The sequence below is a fragment of the Saccharothrix luteola genome, from assembly GCF_020859565.1.
In the GTDB taxonomy this organism is placed as follows: Bacteria; Actinomycetota; Actinomycetes; order Mycobacteriales; family Pseudonocardiaceae; genus Actinosynnema; species Actinosynnema luteola.
The window spans coordinates 153,604-169,747 of record NZ_JAJHUO010000024.1 but is presented as its reverse complement, the minus strand read 5'-3'; the positions used below and the strand labels follow the sequence as shown (position 1 = coordinate 169,747).

At 73.1% G+C, this 16,144-nt stretch carries 13 protein-coding genes; 6 read left to right on the top strand and 7 right to left on the bottom strand.

Going from position 1 to position 16,144, the window contains the following annotated elements:
* Positions 1 to 139 precede the first annotated feature (139 nt).
* The gene (locus tag LNK82_RS31345) at positions 140 to 3,409 is read right to left on the bottom strand and encodes a glycosyltransferase family 2 protein (protein ID WP_230570488.1); all 3,270 of its coding nucleotides are present in this window, start codon (positions 3,407 to 3,409) and stop codon (positions 140 to 142) included.
* Between the two features lie 87 nt (positions 3,410 to 3,496).
* Positions 3,497 to 3,802, bottom strand: coding sequence for a WhiB family transcriptional regulator (locus LNK82_RS31340; protein WP_053723270.1), 306 nt, complete (start codon positions 3,800 to 3,802; stop codon positions 3,497 to 3,499).
* Positions 3,803 to 4,071: 269 nt separating this feature from the next.
* Here LNK82_RS31340 and LNK82_RS31335 point away from each other — a divergent pair, with 269 nt between their 5' ends.
* From LNK82_RS31335 to LNK82_RS31320, 4 genes are read left to right on the top strand one after another with little or no spacing between them, the layout of a single operon-like run.
* The gene (locus LNK82_RS31335; protein ID WP_230570487.1) at positions 4,072 to 4,824 is read left to right on the top strand and encodes a site-2 protease family protein; all 753 of its coding nucleotides are present in this window, start codon (positions 4,072 to 4,074) and stop codon (positions 4,822 to 4,824) included.
* 24 nt (positions 4,825 to 4,848) lie between these two features.
* On the top strand, positions 4,849 to 5,814 hold the full coding sequence (gene cofD, locus LNK82_RS31330) for a 2-phospho-L-lactate transferase (RefSeq protein ID WP_230570486.1): 966 nt from the start codon (positions 4,849 to 4,851) through the stop codon (positions 5,812 to 5,814).
* Positions 5,807 to 7,141 carry a coenzyme F420-0:L-glutamate ligase gene (locus LNK82_RS31325; RefSeq protein ID WP_372470694.1) on the top strand — a complete coding sequence of 445 codons (1,335 nt, stop codon included), beginning with the start codon at positions 5,807 to 5,809 and terminating at the stop codon, positions 7,139 to 7,141. Before cofD ends, LNK82_RS31325 begins: the two co-directional genes overlap by 8 nt.
* On the top strand, positions 7,138 to 7,680 hold the full coding sequence (locus LNK82_RS31320) for an NUDIX hydrolase (RefSeq protein WP_230570484.1): 543 nt from the start codon (positions 7,138 to 7,140) through the stop codon (positions 7,678 to 7,680). Before LNK82_RS31325 ends, LNK82_RS31320 begins: the two co-directional genes overlap by 4 nt.
* A 195-nt stretch (positions 7,681 to 7,875) precedes the next feature.
* Here the strand turns inward: LNK82_RS31320 and LNK82_RS31315 are convergent, their stop codons facing one another.
* Entirely contained in the window at positions 7,876 to 8,268 is a 393-nt protein-coding gene (locus tag LNK82_RS31315) for a hypothetical protein (protein WP_230570483.1), read from the bottom strand.
* 158 nt (positions 8,269 to 8,426) lie between these two features.
* Between LNK82_RS31315 and manB the strand changes: the two genes are divergently transcribed.
* The gene (gene manB, locus LNK82_RS31310) at positions 8,427 to 9,503 is read left to right on the top strand and encodes a mannose-1-phosphate guanylyltransferase (RefSeq protein WP_230570482.1); all 1,077 of its coding nucleotides are present in this window, start codon (positions 8,427 to 8,429) and stop codon (positions 9,501 to 9,503) included.
* Positions 9,504 to 9,523: 20 nt separating this feature from the next.
* Positions 9,524 to 10,414, top strand: coding sequence for a DNA-3-methyladenine glycosylase family protein (locus tag LNK82_RS31305; RefSeq protein WP_230570481.1), 891 nt, complete (start codon positions 9,524 to 9,526; stop codon positions 10,412 to 10,414).
* On the opposite strand, the gene LNK82_RS31300 is transcribed toward LNK82_RS31305, so the two are convergent.
* The 4 genes from LNK82_RS31300 to LNK82_RS31285 form a co-directional block, all read right to left on the bottom strand.
* On the bottom strand, positions 10,399 to 13,593 hold the full coding sequence (locus LNK82_RS31300) for an NACHT domain-containing protein (RefSeq protein WP_230570480.1): 3,195 nt from the start codon (positions 13,591 to 13,593) through the stop codon (positions 10,399 to 10,401). The genes LNK82_RS31305 and LNK82_RS31300 overlap by 16 nt on opposite strands.
* A gap of 40 nt (positions 13,594 to 13,633) precedes the next feature.
* Positions 13,634 to 14,485: a glycosyltransferase gene (locus LNK82_RS31295; protein WP_230570479.1), complete on the bottom strand. Its 852-nt coding sequence runs from the start codon at positions 14,483 to 14,485 to the stop codon at positions 13,634 to 13,636.
* A gap of 10 nt (positions 14,486 to 14,495) precedes the next feature.
* Complete coding sequence (locus LNK82_RS31290; RefSeq protein WP_230570506.1) at positions 14,496 to 14,921, bottom strand: DUF4396 domain-containing protein; 426 nt, start codon at positions 14,919 to 14,921, stop codon at positions 14,496 to 14,498.
* A gap of 85 nt (positions 14,922 to 15,006) precedes the next feature.
* Positions 15,007 to 16,134 carry a glycosyltransferase family 4 protein gene (locus LNK82_RS31285; RefSeq protein WP_230570505.1) on the bottom strand — a complete coding sequence of 376 codons (1,128 nt, stop codon included), beginning with the start codon at positions 16,132 to 16,134 and terminating at the stop codon, positions 15,007 to 15,009.
* Positions 16,135 to 16,144: the final 10 nt, after the last annotated feature.

Genomic DNA, 16,144 nt, shown 5'->3' with positions numbered 1-16,144 from the left:
GCTCCCGGGTGCCGGCCGGGTTGCCCCGGGCGCCCGCCCAACAACGCCAGGTCGGGCGTGTCGAACGCTCAGCGCCCGCGTGTCGAACGCAACGCTCAGCGCCCGCGTGTCGAACGCTCGGGTACCCCGAGTTCGACGTTCAGGGGCGGCGGCGCGAGGGGATGGCGGTCAGGACGGTGAAGAGGGCGGCGGCGGCCTGGAGCATCAGCAGGAGCTCGCGCAGGGTCGAGGACGCCTCCACGCGGACCTCCGAGCCCGTGGTCGGCACCGTCACGCCGACCAGGTGCCCCCACGCCCGCACGATCGTCACCTCACGCCCGTCCACCCACGCCCGCCAGCCCGGCTCCTCCTCCGCCGCCAGCACGAGCAGCCGCCCCTCCGGCCCCTCGGACACCTGAACGCCCACGTCGGGCGGTGCGGCCTCGACCGGGGCGATACCGGGCGCGCCCAGCTCCACCGGCGGGTTCCCGCCCGTCCGGGCCCGCCGCGCCAGCTCCGGCGACAGCAGCACGGCGTTGCCCGCCGCCAGCTGCACCCGCAGCACCGGCCGCCCGTCCGACATCGCCAGCGTCACGGCCACCAGGTCGCCGACGCCGTCACGCACCCGCTGCGCCGTGCCCAGGTCCGGCGCGACCACGAACGCCACCCCCGCCGCAGCGGCCTGCGCCAACGCCACCCGCGCCGCCGCCGGCGACCCGCCGGTCAGGTCACGTGACCACCGCTCCAGCCGCGCCACCGCCGTCGGCACGGGCACGAGGTCGTCATCGCCGAACGCGGGCAACCGCCCGGCCACCAGCCGCGTCGGCGTCCCCAGCACGAGCACCGACCGCCCGGTCCGCGGGAGCTCCTGCGCCAACGTCGACGGCAACCGCGCGCCGTCCGCCGTCAACGCACCCGACCGCAGCCCGACGAACCCCGCGCACGCCAGCCCCACCAACGACAGCACGCCGACCACCGACACGACCCGTCGCACCGGCACCGTGCCGACGTCCCGCCGGAACGCCGACAGCACCACCCACAGCAACCCCCACCCGACCAGCACCAACGGCCCGCCGGTCCACCCGTGCGAAGCGTCACCGCCGGGCAGCGGCGCCACCGGCACGGTCCGCAGCACGATCACCGCGAACCCGCCCAGCACCACCACCGCGAACCCCGCCAGCATCGACCGCGACGGCCGCAGCACCGCCGCCACCAGCGCGAACCCGACCACCAGCAACCCGACGAACGGCACCGCTCCCGTCCCGCCCGGCCGCAGTGACAGCAGGTCCACCAGCCCCACGGCGGGCGACTGCACGAACGCACCGACCCCGTGCAGCACGACGGTCGGGTTCTGCAACACCACCGCCGGCCACGGCAGCAGCAACGCCATCGGCAGCAGCACGACCATGAACAGCGATGCCACCCGCCGCCGACCGTCACCGTGCCGCCCGGGCACCACCACGAACCCGACCAGCGCCGCCAACGCCACCAGCGCGTGCACGAACGGCGAGAACGCGCCCACCGCCGCCAACGCCAGCGCCGTCCCCGACGCCACCGGCAGCCACGACGCGCCCGCCCCACCGCGCAGCACGGACGCCACACCGGCGAACACCACCGGCGCGAGCACGTGCACCACGACGACGTCCAGCCGCCCTTGGCTCACCGCCGCCGTCGCCGCCGGCAGCAACGCGTACGCCGCCGCCACCAGCGCGCGCACGGGCCGCCGCACGGGCATCCGCCGTGACGCCACGTACGCCAGCAGCCCGGCCAACGGCGCGTCGCCGATGAACAACAACGCCACCAGGGACGCGGGCGACCCCACCAGCACGCCGACCGTCCCGAGCACGGCCAACGCGGCCGGCGCGGGCGCGGTCGTCCCACCCGCCACCGGGTGCCACGCCGCCAGGTACGACGACCAGGTGCTCTCCAGGTCGCCGACCGGCAGCAGCCGACCGCCGCTCAGGTCGAGCCCGATCCGCGCCGCGTTCGCCAGGACACCGAACACCGCCAGCCCCACGACCAGCAACAACGGCGGTCCGAGCACCAACGACCACAGCACCCGCGCCCGGTCCACCTCCACGAACACCACACCCGGCGAACCCTGCCCGCGCGGCACGGGCGAAGGCCGCGGACGTGGCGAGGGCCGGGGGCCGGTCGACGCCTCCACCGGCACCGTCACCGCGGGCCGGCGCAGCCCACCGGTCGCCCGCACGGGACGCCGCCGTGACAGCACACCGGCCGGCAGCGCCGCCGGGCCGACCACCGGACGCTCCACTTCGGACGGAAGCGACCACGCGCCCGGCCGCGAGTCGTCCTCGGGCAACCGGCCCAACGCCAGGTCCGCCTCGACGCGCCGCCGGACCAGCGCGGCGGACGCGGCGCGGATCGCGTTGCGCGAGCGCGTGATCCGGCTGGTGAACAGCCCGCGCACCACCCCGTGCGCCGGTCGCTCGGCACGCCCGGCCAGCAGTCGCGCCCGTCCGCTCAGCAGGTACCGCAGCGCGCCCAGCTCCGCGCGCGCGTCGGAGAAGCGGCGCAGCAGCAAGAAGCCCAGGGCGCGCAGGAACGCGAGCACGGCGATCCGCGGCAGCCCCAGAACGAACGACACCGTGCCGCAGTTGACCAGGAACGTGCGCAGCCCGTGCGCCCGGTCCACGCCGCGCAACGCCGGTCCGGGCCGTCCCGCCGCCGCGTCCAACCGCCGCGCGCCACGTCCTGCCGCACGCGCGTGCCGCATCCGCGCCACCGGGACGGACAGCACGAGGTGCCCGGCGAGGTTGGCGCGCCAGCCGAAGTCGATGTCGTCGCGCAGCAACGGCATCGTGCGGTCGTAGCCGCCGAGCGCTTCCCACGCCGTGCGGCGGATCAGCGACCCGGCCGACGGCACCGCCAACGCCTCGGTGCTCTGCTGGAACGACCCGGCCAGCTCCACCCGGCCCATGCCGGTCTGCCGGTGGCCGGACGCGTCGGTCGACAGCCCCGCCTCCACCACCAGCCGCGGGTCGGCCCAGTCCAGGCCCAGCGGACCGAGCACGGCCGCCGACGGCGACACCTCGGCCGCGGTCAGCAACGCGGACAGGCAGTCCGGTTCCGGCGCGCAGTCGTCGTGCAGCAACCACAGCCACGCGCCCGGATCGCCCCACCGCTGCACGGCGTGCTCGACGGCGGCCCGCACGGCCTCGCCGAACCCGGTGCCGCGGGGCAGCGTCAGCACGCCGTCGATCACCCGATCGGGACCAACGGCGGCATCGGCGAGCAGCTTCGCGGTGCCGTCCAGGGAACCCGTGTCGACCGCGATCACGTGCCGCGGCCGCGGCTGCTGGCGGCGCAGCGACGACAGCGCCGTGCCCAGCCACCGGTCGCCGTCGTGGCACACCAGCACCGCCAGCACGGGCGCGGTGCGCAGCCGCGGAGTGGCCCCGCTCGTCAAGTGCCGCTCCTAGGTCGCTTCGACTACGCCGTGGGACGACCACGGTAAGCCAGAGCGAACCCGCAAGCGATCACCCGTGCGCCTCGATCACACCGCGCGCTTTTTGAGCTTCCTCCGCTCACGCTCGGACAGCCCGCCCCAAATGCCGAAGCGCTCGTCGTGCTGCAAGGCGTACTCCAGGCATTCGGAGCGCACCTCGCAACCGAGGCAGATCCGCTTGGCCTCCCTGGTCGAGCCGCCCTTCTCCGGGAAGAACGCCTCGGGGTCGGTCTGCGCGCACAGGGCGCGCTCCTGCCAGTCCTGCTCATCGGCCGCGTCGAACAGGTCGAGTACGACCGGCTCCGGTGCCGGGACGTCCCCGTCCACGATGCGACCCCCGTCGAATTCCTGCATAGTCCGCCTCCTCGCCTTCCGCTCTCCCCGGTTGGCGGACACCACTCGCCGTCCCCACAACGACGAATGACACCGATGTGATTACACCTGTGTCACAACACGCGGTCAAGCGGAGTCCACAGGACGGGGGATATTCCCGCAGATGGCGCGAAAAGCCTTGACTAGCAGCACAGACGGTGATTGAGGCGGTGCGCCCAGCGATAACGGCTGCGCGGATGGCCTACCGGACGGGCTGTGAGCCACCGGTCCGGAGAGGCCACACTGGAAGCGTGAAGCGATCAGCGGTGCGTCCGAGTCCACTGTTCCTCAGCCTGCTCGCGGTGACGGTGGCAGGCGCCGTGCTGACCCTGTTCGACGACTCCACGGCCGCGGTGACCGCGGGCACGGTGCTGTTCGTGCTGGGCGGCTGGGCGGTTTCGCTGTGCCTGCACGAGTTCGGCCACGCGATCGTGGCCTACCGCGGCGGCGACTACGCCGTGCAGGCCAAGGGCTACCTGACGCTCGACATCCGCCGCTACACCGATCCGGTTTTCAGCATCGTGCTGCCGCTGGTGCTGCTGGCGTTCGGCGGAATCCCGCTGCCCGGCGGCGCGGTGTGGATCAACCACCACGCGTTGCGCAACAAGCGCGTGGAGTCGATGGTGTCGTTGGCCGGACCGCTGAGCAACCTGGTCCTCGGGGTGCTGCTGTCGCTGTCGGTGATCCTTTTCACGCCGCCCGCGGGTTTGGCCGCCGCTTTGTCGTACCTGGCGGCCGTGCAGATCCTCGCGTTCGTGCTCAACATCCTGCCGATCCCGGGGCTGGACGGCTGGGGCGCGATCGAGCCGTACATGTCCTACTCGGCTCGGCAGTTCGGCGCGAAGGCGCGGATGTGGGCGCCGTTCGTGCTCTTCGCGGTGCTGATCGGGTTCCCGACCATCGGCCGGTTGTTCTTCGAGGCCGGGTACTCGGTGTTCGAGATGATCGGCGGTGACCGGTGGCTGGCCGCGCGCGGGCAGGGCACCTTCCTGTTCTGGCGGTGACGAGCGGTGGGAGGATGACGACTCGTGAAGGTCGTCGTACTGGTTGGCGGGGTTGGCGGGGCACGGTTCCTGGTCGGGCTGAAGAGCCTGCTGGCCGGTCCGGAGCACGAGATCACCGCCGTGGTGAACACGGGTGACGACGTGTGGATGCACGGGTTGCGGATCTGTCCCGACCTGGACACCTGCATGTACACCCTCGGTGACGGGATCGACAAGGAGCGCGGCTGGGGACGTGCGAACGAGACGTGGTCGGCCAAGGAGGAGTTGGCCGCCTACGGCGCCGACCCGACGTGGTTCGGCCTCGGTGACCGGGACATCGCGACGCACCTGGTGCGCACCCGGATGCTGCGGGCGGGCTACCCGCTGTCGGCCGTGACGGAGGCGCTGTGCCACCGCTGGCAGCCGGGCGTGCGGTTGCTGCCGATGTCGGACGACCGGGTCGAGACCCACGTCGTGGTGACCACGGACGAGAGCGAGCAGGCGATCCACTTCCAGGAGTGGTGGGTCAAGCACCGGGCCCAGCTGCCCGCGCGGTCGTTCGCGTCGGTAGGGGTGGAGACGGCGACGCCCGCCCCCGGCGTGCTGGACGCCGTGCGCGACGCCGACGCGGTGCTGATCGCGCCGTCCAACCCGGTGGTGAGCGTGAACACGATCCTCGGCGTGCCGGGGATGCGCGACGCGCTGCGCAAGACCGAGGCCGGCGTGGTGGGGCTGTCGCCGATCATCGGCGGCAAGCCGCTGCGCGGGATGGCGGACGCGTGCCTGTCGGCGATCGGGGTGGAGACCTCCGCCGAGGCCGTCGGCCGGTACTACGGGTCGCGCCGGACCACGGACAAGGGCGTGCTGGACGGGTGGCTCGTGCACACCGGCGACCGGTGCGACGTGCCGGGCGTGGCGGTGCGCGCGGTGCCGCTGTTGATGTCCGATGTGGACGCGACGGCGGCGATGGCGCGGGCGGCGCTGGAACTGGCCGGTGTCGACGTTGGCTGACCACGCGGCGTCCGCGCCGATCACGGTGTTGCCGGTGGCGGGGCTGCCGGAGTTCCGGCCCGGTGACGACCTGGCGTCCGCCATCGCGTCGGCCGCGCCTTGGTTGGCGGACGGCGACATCGTCGTCGTGACGTCCAAGGTTCTGTCCAAAGTGGAGGGTCGGCTGGTGTCCGTGCCGGCCGATCCCGAGGCGCGCGACGCCGTGCGGCGGGAGTGGGTCGAGGCCGAGTCGGTGCGCGTGCTGGCGCGGCGCGGGCGGACGTTGATCACCGAGAACAAGCTCGGGGTCGTGCAGGCGGCGTCCGGCGTGGACGCGTCGAACGTGAACGGCGACGAGATCGCGTTGCTGCCGGTCGACCCGGACGGGTCCGCGGCGGCGTTGCGGGGTGCGTTGGCGGCGCGGTTGGGCGTGTCGGTGGCGGTCGTGGTGACCGACACGATGGGCCGGGCGTGGCGGGTCGGCCAGACGGACGCGGCGATCGGGTCGTCCGGGCTGGCGGTGCTGCACCGGTACGGGGGTTCGGTCGACGGCTACGGGAACCCCCTCGTGGTGACCGAGGTCGCGGTGGCCGACGAGATCGCGGCGGCGGCCGACCTGGTGAAGGGCAAGCTCGGCGCGGTGCCGGTGGCGGTCGTGCGCGGGTTGCCGTTCACCGACGACGGGTCGACGGCGCGTGAGCTGACCCGGCCGGTGGCGGACGACATGTTCTGGCTGGGCACGGACGAGGCGGTGGCGCAGGGGCGTTCGGAGGCGGTGCTGCTGCGTCGTTCGGTGCGGTCGTTCTCGTCGGCTCCGGTGTCGGCGGACGCCGTGCGGCGGGCCGTGGCGGCGGCGTTGACCGCGCCCGCGCCGCACCACACGCAGCCCGTGCGATTCGTGCGGCTGACCGCTCGGCGGGACGTGCTGCTGGACGCGATGGCCGACCGGTGGCGGGCGGACCTCCGCGCCGACGGTTGGTCGGAGGAGCGGGTCGCGAAGCGGGTCGGGCGGGGTGACTTCCTGCGGAACGCGCCGGAGATCGTCGTGCCGTTCCTCGTGCGGTCGGGGGCGCACTCGTACCCGGACGAGCGGCGTGCGGCGGCGGAGCGGACGATGTTCACGATCGCGGGTGGCGCGGCGGTGCAGGGGCTGCTGGTGGCGTTGGCCGCCGAGGGGCTCGGGTCGTGCTGGGTGTCGTCCACGATCTTCTGCGCGGACGTGGTGCGGGACGTGTTGGGGCTGCCGGAGGACTGGGAGCCGTTGGGGGCGGTGGCGGTCGGGCACCCGGAGGCGGAGCTGACGCCGCGCGGGCTTCCCGACCTGGGCGAGAGGTACCTGGACCTGTGAGCTCCGCTCTGCACGGGGACGCGGTGGCGACGTTGGGCGCGTGGCGTCCCGCCGACCGGGCGCAGGAGTCGCTGCGGCAGGCGTACCTGGGGTTCCTGGCGGCTCGGGAGGACGCGTGCTCGCGCTCGTGCGAGCCGGGGCACATCACGGCGTCGGCCCTGGTGGTGTCGTCCGCCGGGGACGCGACGTTGCTCACCCTGCACCCGCGCGTGGGCCGTTGGCTGCAGTTGGGCGGGCACTGCGAGGCGTCGGACACGACGTTGGCCGGTGCGGCGCTGCGTGAGGCGACGGAGGAGTCGGGCATCACGGGCCTGCGCATCTCGCCGGTGCCGATCCACCTGGACGTGCACCCGATCACGTGCTCACTGGGCAAGCCGACCCGTCACTTCGACGTCCGATTCCTGGTCCGCGCCCCGGCGTCCGCCGAACCGACCCGCAGCTCGGAGTCGCTGGACCTGCGCTGGTGGCCGCTGGCCGCCCTGCCACCGGACGTGGACGACCTGCACCCCATGATCACCGCCGCCCACCCCCACCTCTAACCCCGCGCGTGTCGAACCTCCAGGTCCCGCGTGTCGAACGCTCAGGACCACCGTGTCGAACGTTCCGGTACCCCGAGTTCAACGCTCAGAACACGGCCGGCTGTCCCGAACGTTGAACTCGGGGTACGCGAACGTTCGACACGCGGGACCCGAGCGTTCGACACGCGGGACGCGAAGGTTCGACACGCCGGTCGGTCAGGTGTCGCCGTTCAGGCGTTGGGAGAGGCCTGGGGGGTGGTGCGGTTGGCCGCCCGAGAGGCGTTGGGACAGCGACGGGCGGGCGGTCGGGACCTGTTGGACGGTCGGGACCGGGCCCGGGGCGACGCGCTGCTCCGGTTCCGGCTCGGGTGCCGCCGGAGGTGGTGGCGGGGGCGGCGGGGCGGGCTGACCTGCGGCGACGTGCGCCGCCAGGACCATGGTCGAGTCCGGGTCGTCGCCACGCGGGTCGACCGCGTTGACCATGGCTCGCGGGATCTGCTGGGTCGCCGACGAGTCCATGGGAGACGTCATGTTGTCCGGCGTCACGACGTGGCGGCCACGTGCACGAGCACGGGCCAGCGCCGCGTCGGCCCGAGCGCGGGGGTCCATCCGGATCTCTCCTGCGTGTGCCTTGGGCCGGCTGGGGGAACGCCGGCGGTGCCGATCGGTGACGCTCGTCGACACGGACCACCGCCCGTGCCTCCGGAGTGCTCGTGCCAGAGTATTCGCAAACTACAGGTGGAAGTAAGCGGAGGAGGAAAAACGGCATGTCGGAGCTGCAAGGCGCCGAGGCAGTGGTTCTGGTCGGGGGCAAGGGAACCCGACTCCGACCACTGACCCTGTCCGCGCCCAAGCCCATGCTGCCGACCGCCGGGGTGCCGTTCCTCACCCACTTGCTGTCGCGGATCCGGGAAGCCGGCATGACGCACGTCGTGCTGGGCACGTCCTACAAGGCCGAGGTCTTCCAGGAGCACTTCGGTGACGGCACGGCGCTCGGCCTCGAGCTTGAGTACGTGGTCGAGGACGTGCCGCTGGACACGGCGGGCGCGATCCGCAACGTCGCCCACAAGCTGCGCGAACGCGACGTGGTGGTGTTCAACGGCGACATCCTGTCGGGCGTCGACCTGCGCGCCGTCGTCGACACGCACCGCAAGGCCGAGGCCGACGCCACGCTGCACCTGGTCCGGGTGGACGACCCGCGCCGGTTCGGCTGCGTCCCCACGGACGACGACGGCCGCGTCACGGCGTTCCTGGAGAAGACGGAGAACCCGCCGACGAACCAGATCAACGCGGGCTGCTACGTGTTCCGGCGCGAGGTGATCGAGGACATCCCCGCAGGTCGGCCGGTGTCGGTGGAGCGCGAGACGTTCCCGGGGCTCCTGGCGGCGGGCGCGCGCGTGCAGGGGTACGTGGACGCGTCGTACTGGCTGGACCTCGGCACGCCGGCCGCGTTCGTGCAGGGTTCGGCGGACCTGGTGCGCGGCATCGCGCCGACCGCCGCGCTGACGTTGCAGGGTGACGCGGTCATCCTCGACGGCGCGGTGGTCGACGGGAGCGCGGTGGTCACGGGCGGCGCGACGATCGGCGCGAACTGCACGGTCGCGGCCGGCGCGGTGGTGGACGGCTCGGTGCTGTTCGACGGCGCGGTGGTCGGCGAGGGCGCGCGCGTGGAGCGCAGCGTCCTGGGTGCGAACTCGCTGGTGCAGGCCGGTGCGGTCGTGTCGGACGCGGTGATCGGTGACGACGCGGTCGTCGGCGCGCGGTGCGAGCTGATCAACGGCGCCCGCGTGTGGCCGGGTGTCGTGCTGCCGGAGGGCGGCGTGCGGTTCTCCGCCGATGTGTAGCCGAGGTGTAATGGCCCGTGATGCCGAGTAGGACGTGGACGCCGACGTTCCCGCTGGACGTCGGCGCGCTGCTGATGCCGTTGCGGCGGGGCGCGGGCGACCCCACGTTCCGCGTCGGCGCCGACGGGGTGTGGCTGGCCGCCAACACCCCGACCGGGCCGGGCACCCTGCGCGTCCGCGTCACCGACGTGGTGGAGGCGGACGCGTGGGGCGAGGGCGCGGAGTGGCTGCTGGACGGCCTGCCGGCGTTGCTGGGAGCCGGTGACGACGACTCCGCGTTCGAGTGCCACCACCCGTTGGTCGCGGAGACGCGGCGGCGACGTCCGGGCATCAGGCTCGGCACGACGGGCCGCGTGTGGGACGCGCTGCTGCCCTCGATCCTGGAGCAGAAGGTCACGGGCATCGAGGCGTTCCGGTCGTACCGCGAGCTGGCCCGGCGATTCGGCACGCCCGCGCCCGGCACGACCGGCCTCCAGGTGCCGCCGACGCCACGGGCGATCCTGGGAATCACCGACTGGGAGTGGCACAAGGCGGGGGTCGACGGCGGACGTCGCCGTGCCCTGATCGCGGCGGCCCAGGTGGCGCACCGGCTGGAGCGCGCGTCCGAGCTGGGCGGCGAGGAAGGCCGCGACCTGCTCCGGAAGGTCCCCGGCATCGGCGTCTGGACGGCGGCGGAGGTCGCGCAACGGGCCTGGGGCGACCCGGACGCGGTCAGCTTCGGCGACTACCACCTGGCCGGGATCGTCGGCTGGGCGCTGGTCGGCGAGGCGGTGGACGACGACGGCATGGCCGAACTCCTCGCCCCGTACGCGCCTCAACGCCACCGCGCCGTCCGCTACATCCTCGCTTCCGGGGTCACCAAACCGCGCCGGGGCCCCCGCTTCTCACCCCGCGACTACCGCGCCATGTGACCGTCCGGACCGATCGACGCCAGCGCCCGCTCCAGCCGGACGGCCAGCTGCCGGTCCGACCGCGCGATCGCCTCGACCTCGGCCTCCTCGAACAGTCCCCGGACATCGTGGAACACGTTCAGCAACCGGGTGTCCAGGCTCATCTCCGTGAAGCAGACCAGCACTTCGGCGATCAGTCTCAGGTCGAGCACGTCGGAGCCGGAGAACACGTACGCGATCAGGTCGACCGCGCGGCGGCGAGCCGTCCCGGTCATCCGCATCAGCCGCAACGCGCAGGCGATCATCGCCGCCGGCTCCGCCCTGGTCCTCGCCCCGTACAGGGTCGCCAGGTCGAGCAACGGGACGGTGGCCGCCTCGTCCCTGGCCAGGGTGGTGAAGAGCAGCGTCCAGTAGCCCGGTTCGAGCGGGAACATCCGGTCGTCGAGCGACGACAAGGCGGTCGTGTAGGCGGCGACCCGCTCGGACGGGTGTTCGGAGGTGAGCACGGTGAGCAACAGGCGCGCGAAGGTGTGGAACTCGCCTTCGTGCGACACCAGCGAATTCAGCGCGCGCTCCATCGTGGCTATGAGTGGTTCGAGGTTGTGCAGCGCATGTCCACCGGACCAGGTCGGGCGGAAGTCCTCCCACCGCTGCAATTCGTCGAGCAAGGGCGGCAGGTGAGCGCCCCGCGCGTCGGCGTCGAGACCGGTCAACCACCCCATGTCGATTTGCGAGTCGAACCAGCCCTTCGACGGGCCCACCGCGATGGTCGGCTCGCCGTTCACGCGCAGGCGCTCGATCTGAAGCACCTCGATCAGCCTGGCCCACTCCTCCCCGTCGAGCTGCGACTGCCACAACAGCGCCAGCGCTTGCCACTCGTCCCGGTCGAAGTCCGCCAACCGCCCGCTGACGACGACGGCCAGGACGACGAGGTTCGCGGTGTACGCCGCGATGCGGCCGGCGATCGGCAGGACGCGCGGGACGTACTCGGGGTGGTCGACGCCCGGTGGCCGGTGCTGGGCCGTGCCGACCAGGTCGGTGAACAGCCCGTGCAGCGCCGCGCGGTCGGCTTCGGGGGTGCCGTCGAACAGCTCCCCCAAGAACGAGACCACGGGCGTGCGGGTGGTGAGCGGCGCGAAGGACAGCACGGGCTCGAGCCACCCCGTGCCGGGTTCCTGACGCCCGTAGCGCGACTTGGCCGCGCGCTCCCGGGCCAGCAGGTCCAGCGACACCCGGTGGACCAGGCGGGCCACCAGGTACTCGCCGAACGTCGCGTGCAGGAACTCGTAGGTCCGCGAGACCTGGCCGTCGTGCGAGGCACGGGCGGCGTGGACGAAGAAGAACCGGCCGACCGCCAGCTGGGCCGAGCTGAGCCGGAGCTTGTCCCGCACGCCTCGCGCCCCGGTGTGCAGCAGGGCGTTCAGGTCCTCGTCCAACTCGGTCTCGTCGACCCACTGCACGCCGCGGTTGAACATCGCGAAGGCGACCACCGACAGCCTGACCAGCTCCTCCTCCACGGCCTGGTCGACCTGGTCGTCCAACGCGCCGTGCAGGCTCTTGGCGACCTCACGGCGGGCGAACCTGGTCAACAACCGCTCGTACAGGCGGGCCTTGGCGAGTTCCGCCCCTTCGGTGTGCAGGGCGTTCCCGTCCGCGTTGTAGAGCGCCAGCATGAACAGCAGCAACGGCTGGCCGGCGAGGTCCGCGAACCGCAGCGCGACCTCCGGCGACAGCACGGCGCCGGGGTTGACGGTGTTCCACACGTCCAGCCAGCGGCGGACCTGGTCCTCGCCGAACGGCTCCAGCTTCAGCACCACGGTGGAGCCGGCGAACCGCGCGCGGTTCGCGACCGCGATCCGGCTCGTCACCACGACGATCACCGCACGTCCCTGGTCCGACTCACGGCGCTGGAAGTCGCGGACCCGCGCCAGGTAGTCCGACCTGCTCGTGCCGGTGGCCTGGAGCAGCTCGTCGAAGCCGTCCAGGAGCACCACCGGAACGGCGGGCGCCGCCGCGCGGGCCAGGTCGGGCCAGGTCAGCCGCTCGCCCGTGGCCCGCGTGATGGCGTCCTCGACCTGGTCCTGCAACGTCGCGTCGGCCGGCACGTCCCGCAGCACGACCCGGATCGGCAGGAAGTCCTCGGCGGGCAACTGCGCGGCGAGCACCTTGGTCAGCAGCGACTTGCCCGCGCCCGGCTGCCCCAGCACGACCAGCGGCGCGGCGGTCGCCTGCGACGAGGTGAAGTAGCCGGCCAGGTAGTCGTCCAGGTCGGTGCGGACCGGCTCGTCGGACCACCAGGCGTCCGCGCTGACGTCGTCGGCCGTGCCGGCTTCGGCGACTTTGAAGCGCGGCGACACGTACGCCTGGGCCAGCGTCGGCAGCACCAGCCCGGACGGGACCTCGCCGTCGACGATCGGCCGGTCCAGCTCGGCGCGGCAGCTCCGGGCCAGGCCGGTGCGGCGTTCGTCCGGCGGCTGGGCGCCCGCGAGCTGCGCCAACAGCCCCCGCATGTCCTCCAGCGCGTTTCGGACCTCGGCCCGGGTCGCCGCGTGCTCGATGCCGGAGGCCCACACCGCGAACTCGGGGCAGTCGACCGCCAGTTGCCGGTATCGCGCCTGGTAGAGGGCCACGGCCCGGCTCGACAACTCCTGCGTCTCCAGGACGAACTCGTCTCGTCTGAGCGCGGGGAGGTCACCCCAGGCCTCGAAGCCGGCGAGGAAGTCCACGAGCTTCGAGGCGGTGTTCCCGTAGAAGGCCGACAGCTCGTTGGTGACGACGTCGGGAGGCTGTTCGGCGCTCGGCAGGGGGATCGTCGTCTCCAGCAGCGCGCTGACGACGCGCGCCTTGCGCCCTGGCACGGGCCGGCCGCCGGCGAGGACCAGCTGCTCGTTCGTGGTGATAGTTATCTTGAACGGCAGCCTCAACCCGTCCAGGGCCTCGAAAAACGAGGTGACCACGAGGATGCTGTGCGCGGCTTCGAGTAATCGGGTCCGGTCGACGCGGTGCAGGCCGGCCACCCGCTCGCGCACCGAGGACAGCACCTGCTTGCCCACCCGCACGACCTCCGTGCGGGCGTCCAGCAGGTCTATCCCACCCGTGAGCAGCACGGCCGCCGCCGAGGCGAGGTCCAGGAACTTCACGAGACCGGTGTCGCCGCCGAGCAGCTTCACCGCGTCGCTGTAGGAGAGGGAGCGGCGCACCGGGACATCATCCACGGGAACGGCCCGCGGCAAGGTGCGATCAGCGGGTCATCAGGCGAAGCCGCAACGACAGGCCGGCGCGCACGGCCAGCATCAGCGGCGCCCACTGCGGGCCGCGGTGGCGGTCGGCCAGGTAGCGGTACGCGCTGGAGTGGTGGGCGGCGAGCATGCGCTTCGACGCGCGCTGGGTCGAGTGGCCGCCGATGTGCACGACCTCCGCCTCCGGCACGTACACGTTCAGCCAGCCCGCGCGGCCGAGGCGGTCGCCCAGGTCGACGTCCTCGAAGTACATGAAGTACCGGGGGTCGAAGCCGTCGACCGAGTCGAACGCCTCCCGCCGCAGCAGCAGGCACGAGCCGGACAGCCAGCCGGCCGTCCGCTCCTCCGGCGTCGCCGCCGCCTGCCGGTACTCCCGCGACCACGGGTTCGACGGCCACACGACCGCGAACAGCGCGTGCCCCAGCCCCCGCCCCAACGACGGCAGCAGCCGCGCCGACGGGTACACCGCGCCGGACGGCTCCCGGATCAGCGGGCCGAACGCGCCGCCGCGGGGCCACCGCTTGGCGGCTTCCAGCAGCGCGTCCAGGCTGCCGACGCCCCACGACAGGTCCGGGTTGGCGATCACCACCCACCCGACCGACGGCGGCAGCGACGCGACGCCCCGGTTCGCGCCCCCGCCGTAGCCGAGGTTGCCCCCGGTCGGCACGAGGGTCACGTGCGGGTGCTCGGCGGCGGCGCGTTCGGGCACACCGTCGGTGGAACCGTTGTCCGCCAGCACCACCGACACCGGTCGCGTGGTCGCCGTCGACAACGTGGACAGGAAGGTGTCCAGGGTCTCACCGGGCGAGTAGGTGACGGTCACCACCGCCAGCTCATCTCCGTAACGCGTCACGCCGGCCACCCTAGTGGTGGTGGGCGTGGTGCACGACGGCGTGCCCCTTGCCGCGCGAGATGAGCCACCGGTTCACCGGCACGGTCAGCACGAACGCCACCGCCAACGAGAACGCCAGCGCGCCCCAGAACAGCAGGCTGGAGACGCCGGCCTCCATCGCGCCCGGCACCACCAGCATGATCGCGTTGTCGACGACCTCCATCACCGCGATGGACACGGTGTCCGCGGCCAGCGCCACCTTCAGCGCCGCGGCGAAGCCGAGGCCGGTCTTCAGCACGCCGCGCAGGGTCAGCGCGTAGCCGAAGAAGAACGCCAACGCCACGGCCAGCACGACGGTGCCCCAGTTGGGCAAGCCGATCGCGGTGCCGATGACCATGCCGAGCACTTCGCCGATGGCACAGCCCGTGAGGCAGTGCAGTGTCGCCGATACCGCCATTGACCAGGATGCCTTCATGCCGGCAACTATACCCCTAGGGGGTATCCACGGCGCAAGTGGACGGACGGGATCGGGAGAACCGTGATCAGCGCTGCCGGTGCGAACGCGCCGCGCGCTCGTAGGCCAACCGGTGCCGGGCCGCCGACGTGGACCAGGAGAAGTCCTTCGCCCGCACGACCGCCGCCGCCGCCAGCTCGGCGCGCCGGGCCGGGTCGTCCAGCAGCTCGCCGAGGGCCGCCGCGATGTCACCCGCGCCGACCCCGCAGTACGCCACCGCGTCGCCGCCCACCTCGGGCAGGCTCAGCCGCCGCGTCGTCAGCACGGCCGCGCCGCAGGCCATCGCCTCCAGCACGGGCAGCCCGAACCCCTCGCCGAGCGACGGGTACGCCACCAGCTCCGCGCCGCCGAGGAAACCGGCCAGCGACGAGAACGGCAGGTAACCGGCCCGGATCACGCGGACCCGGTGCGGCACGGCGTCCAGCGCCCGTTCGACCTGGCTGTCCCAGCCGGGCTGGCCGGCGAGCACGAGCGCGGGCGGGTTCGGCCGGTCGCGGCACGCCTGCGCGAAACCGCGGATCAGCGCCGGGACGTTCTTCCGCGGCTCCAGGGCGCCCAGGAACGCCACGTAGGGCGCGTCACCCAGCGACAGCATCCGGCGGACCGCGGCCACCTGCTCGGGCGTCGGCGGGTGGAACCGCTCGTTCTCCACGCCGTGCTGGGCGATGTGCAGCAACCGCCGGTCCGCGCCAGCCACCCGGGCCAGCTCGTCGGCGGTCGCCCGCGACGGCACGACGCACAGCGCGGCCCGCCGCAGCGACGCCCTGGTCCAGGCCCGGAAGAAGCGGGCCTTGACCGACGAGTGCAGCACCGGGTCGGTGAAGAAGGTCGCGTCGTGCAGCGTCACCACGGACGCCGCCCGGTTCGCCAGCGGCACGGTGTAGTGCGGCGAGTGCACGACCGCCACGCCGAGCCGGTTCGCCAGCCTCGGCAGGGTCGTCTGCTCCCACGTGAGCCGCGCGGTCCGGGTCGCCACCGCGTCCGCCGCCGGGATGACCCGCGAGTCGGGCGCCAGGGACGTGTAGAGCGCCGCGTCACGGGGTTGGCACACCACGCTGAGCCGTGCGCCGTCCGCGTCCAGCGCGGCCACCAGGGAGTCCACGTACCGCCCGACGCCACCTCGGTCGGCTGGGACGGCGGTGGCGTCGATCAGCACGCTGGGTTCG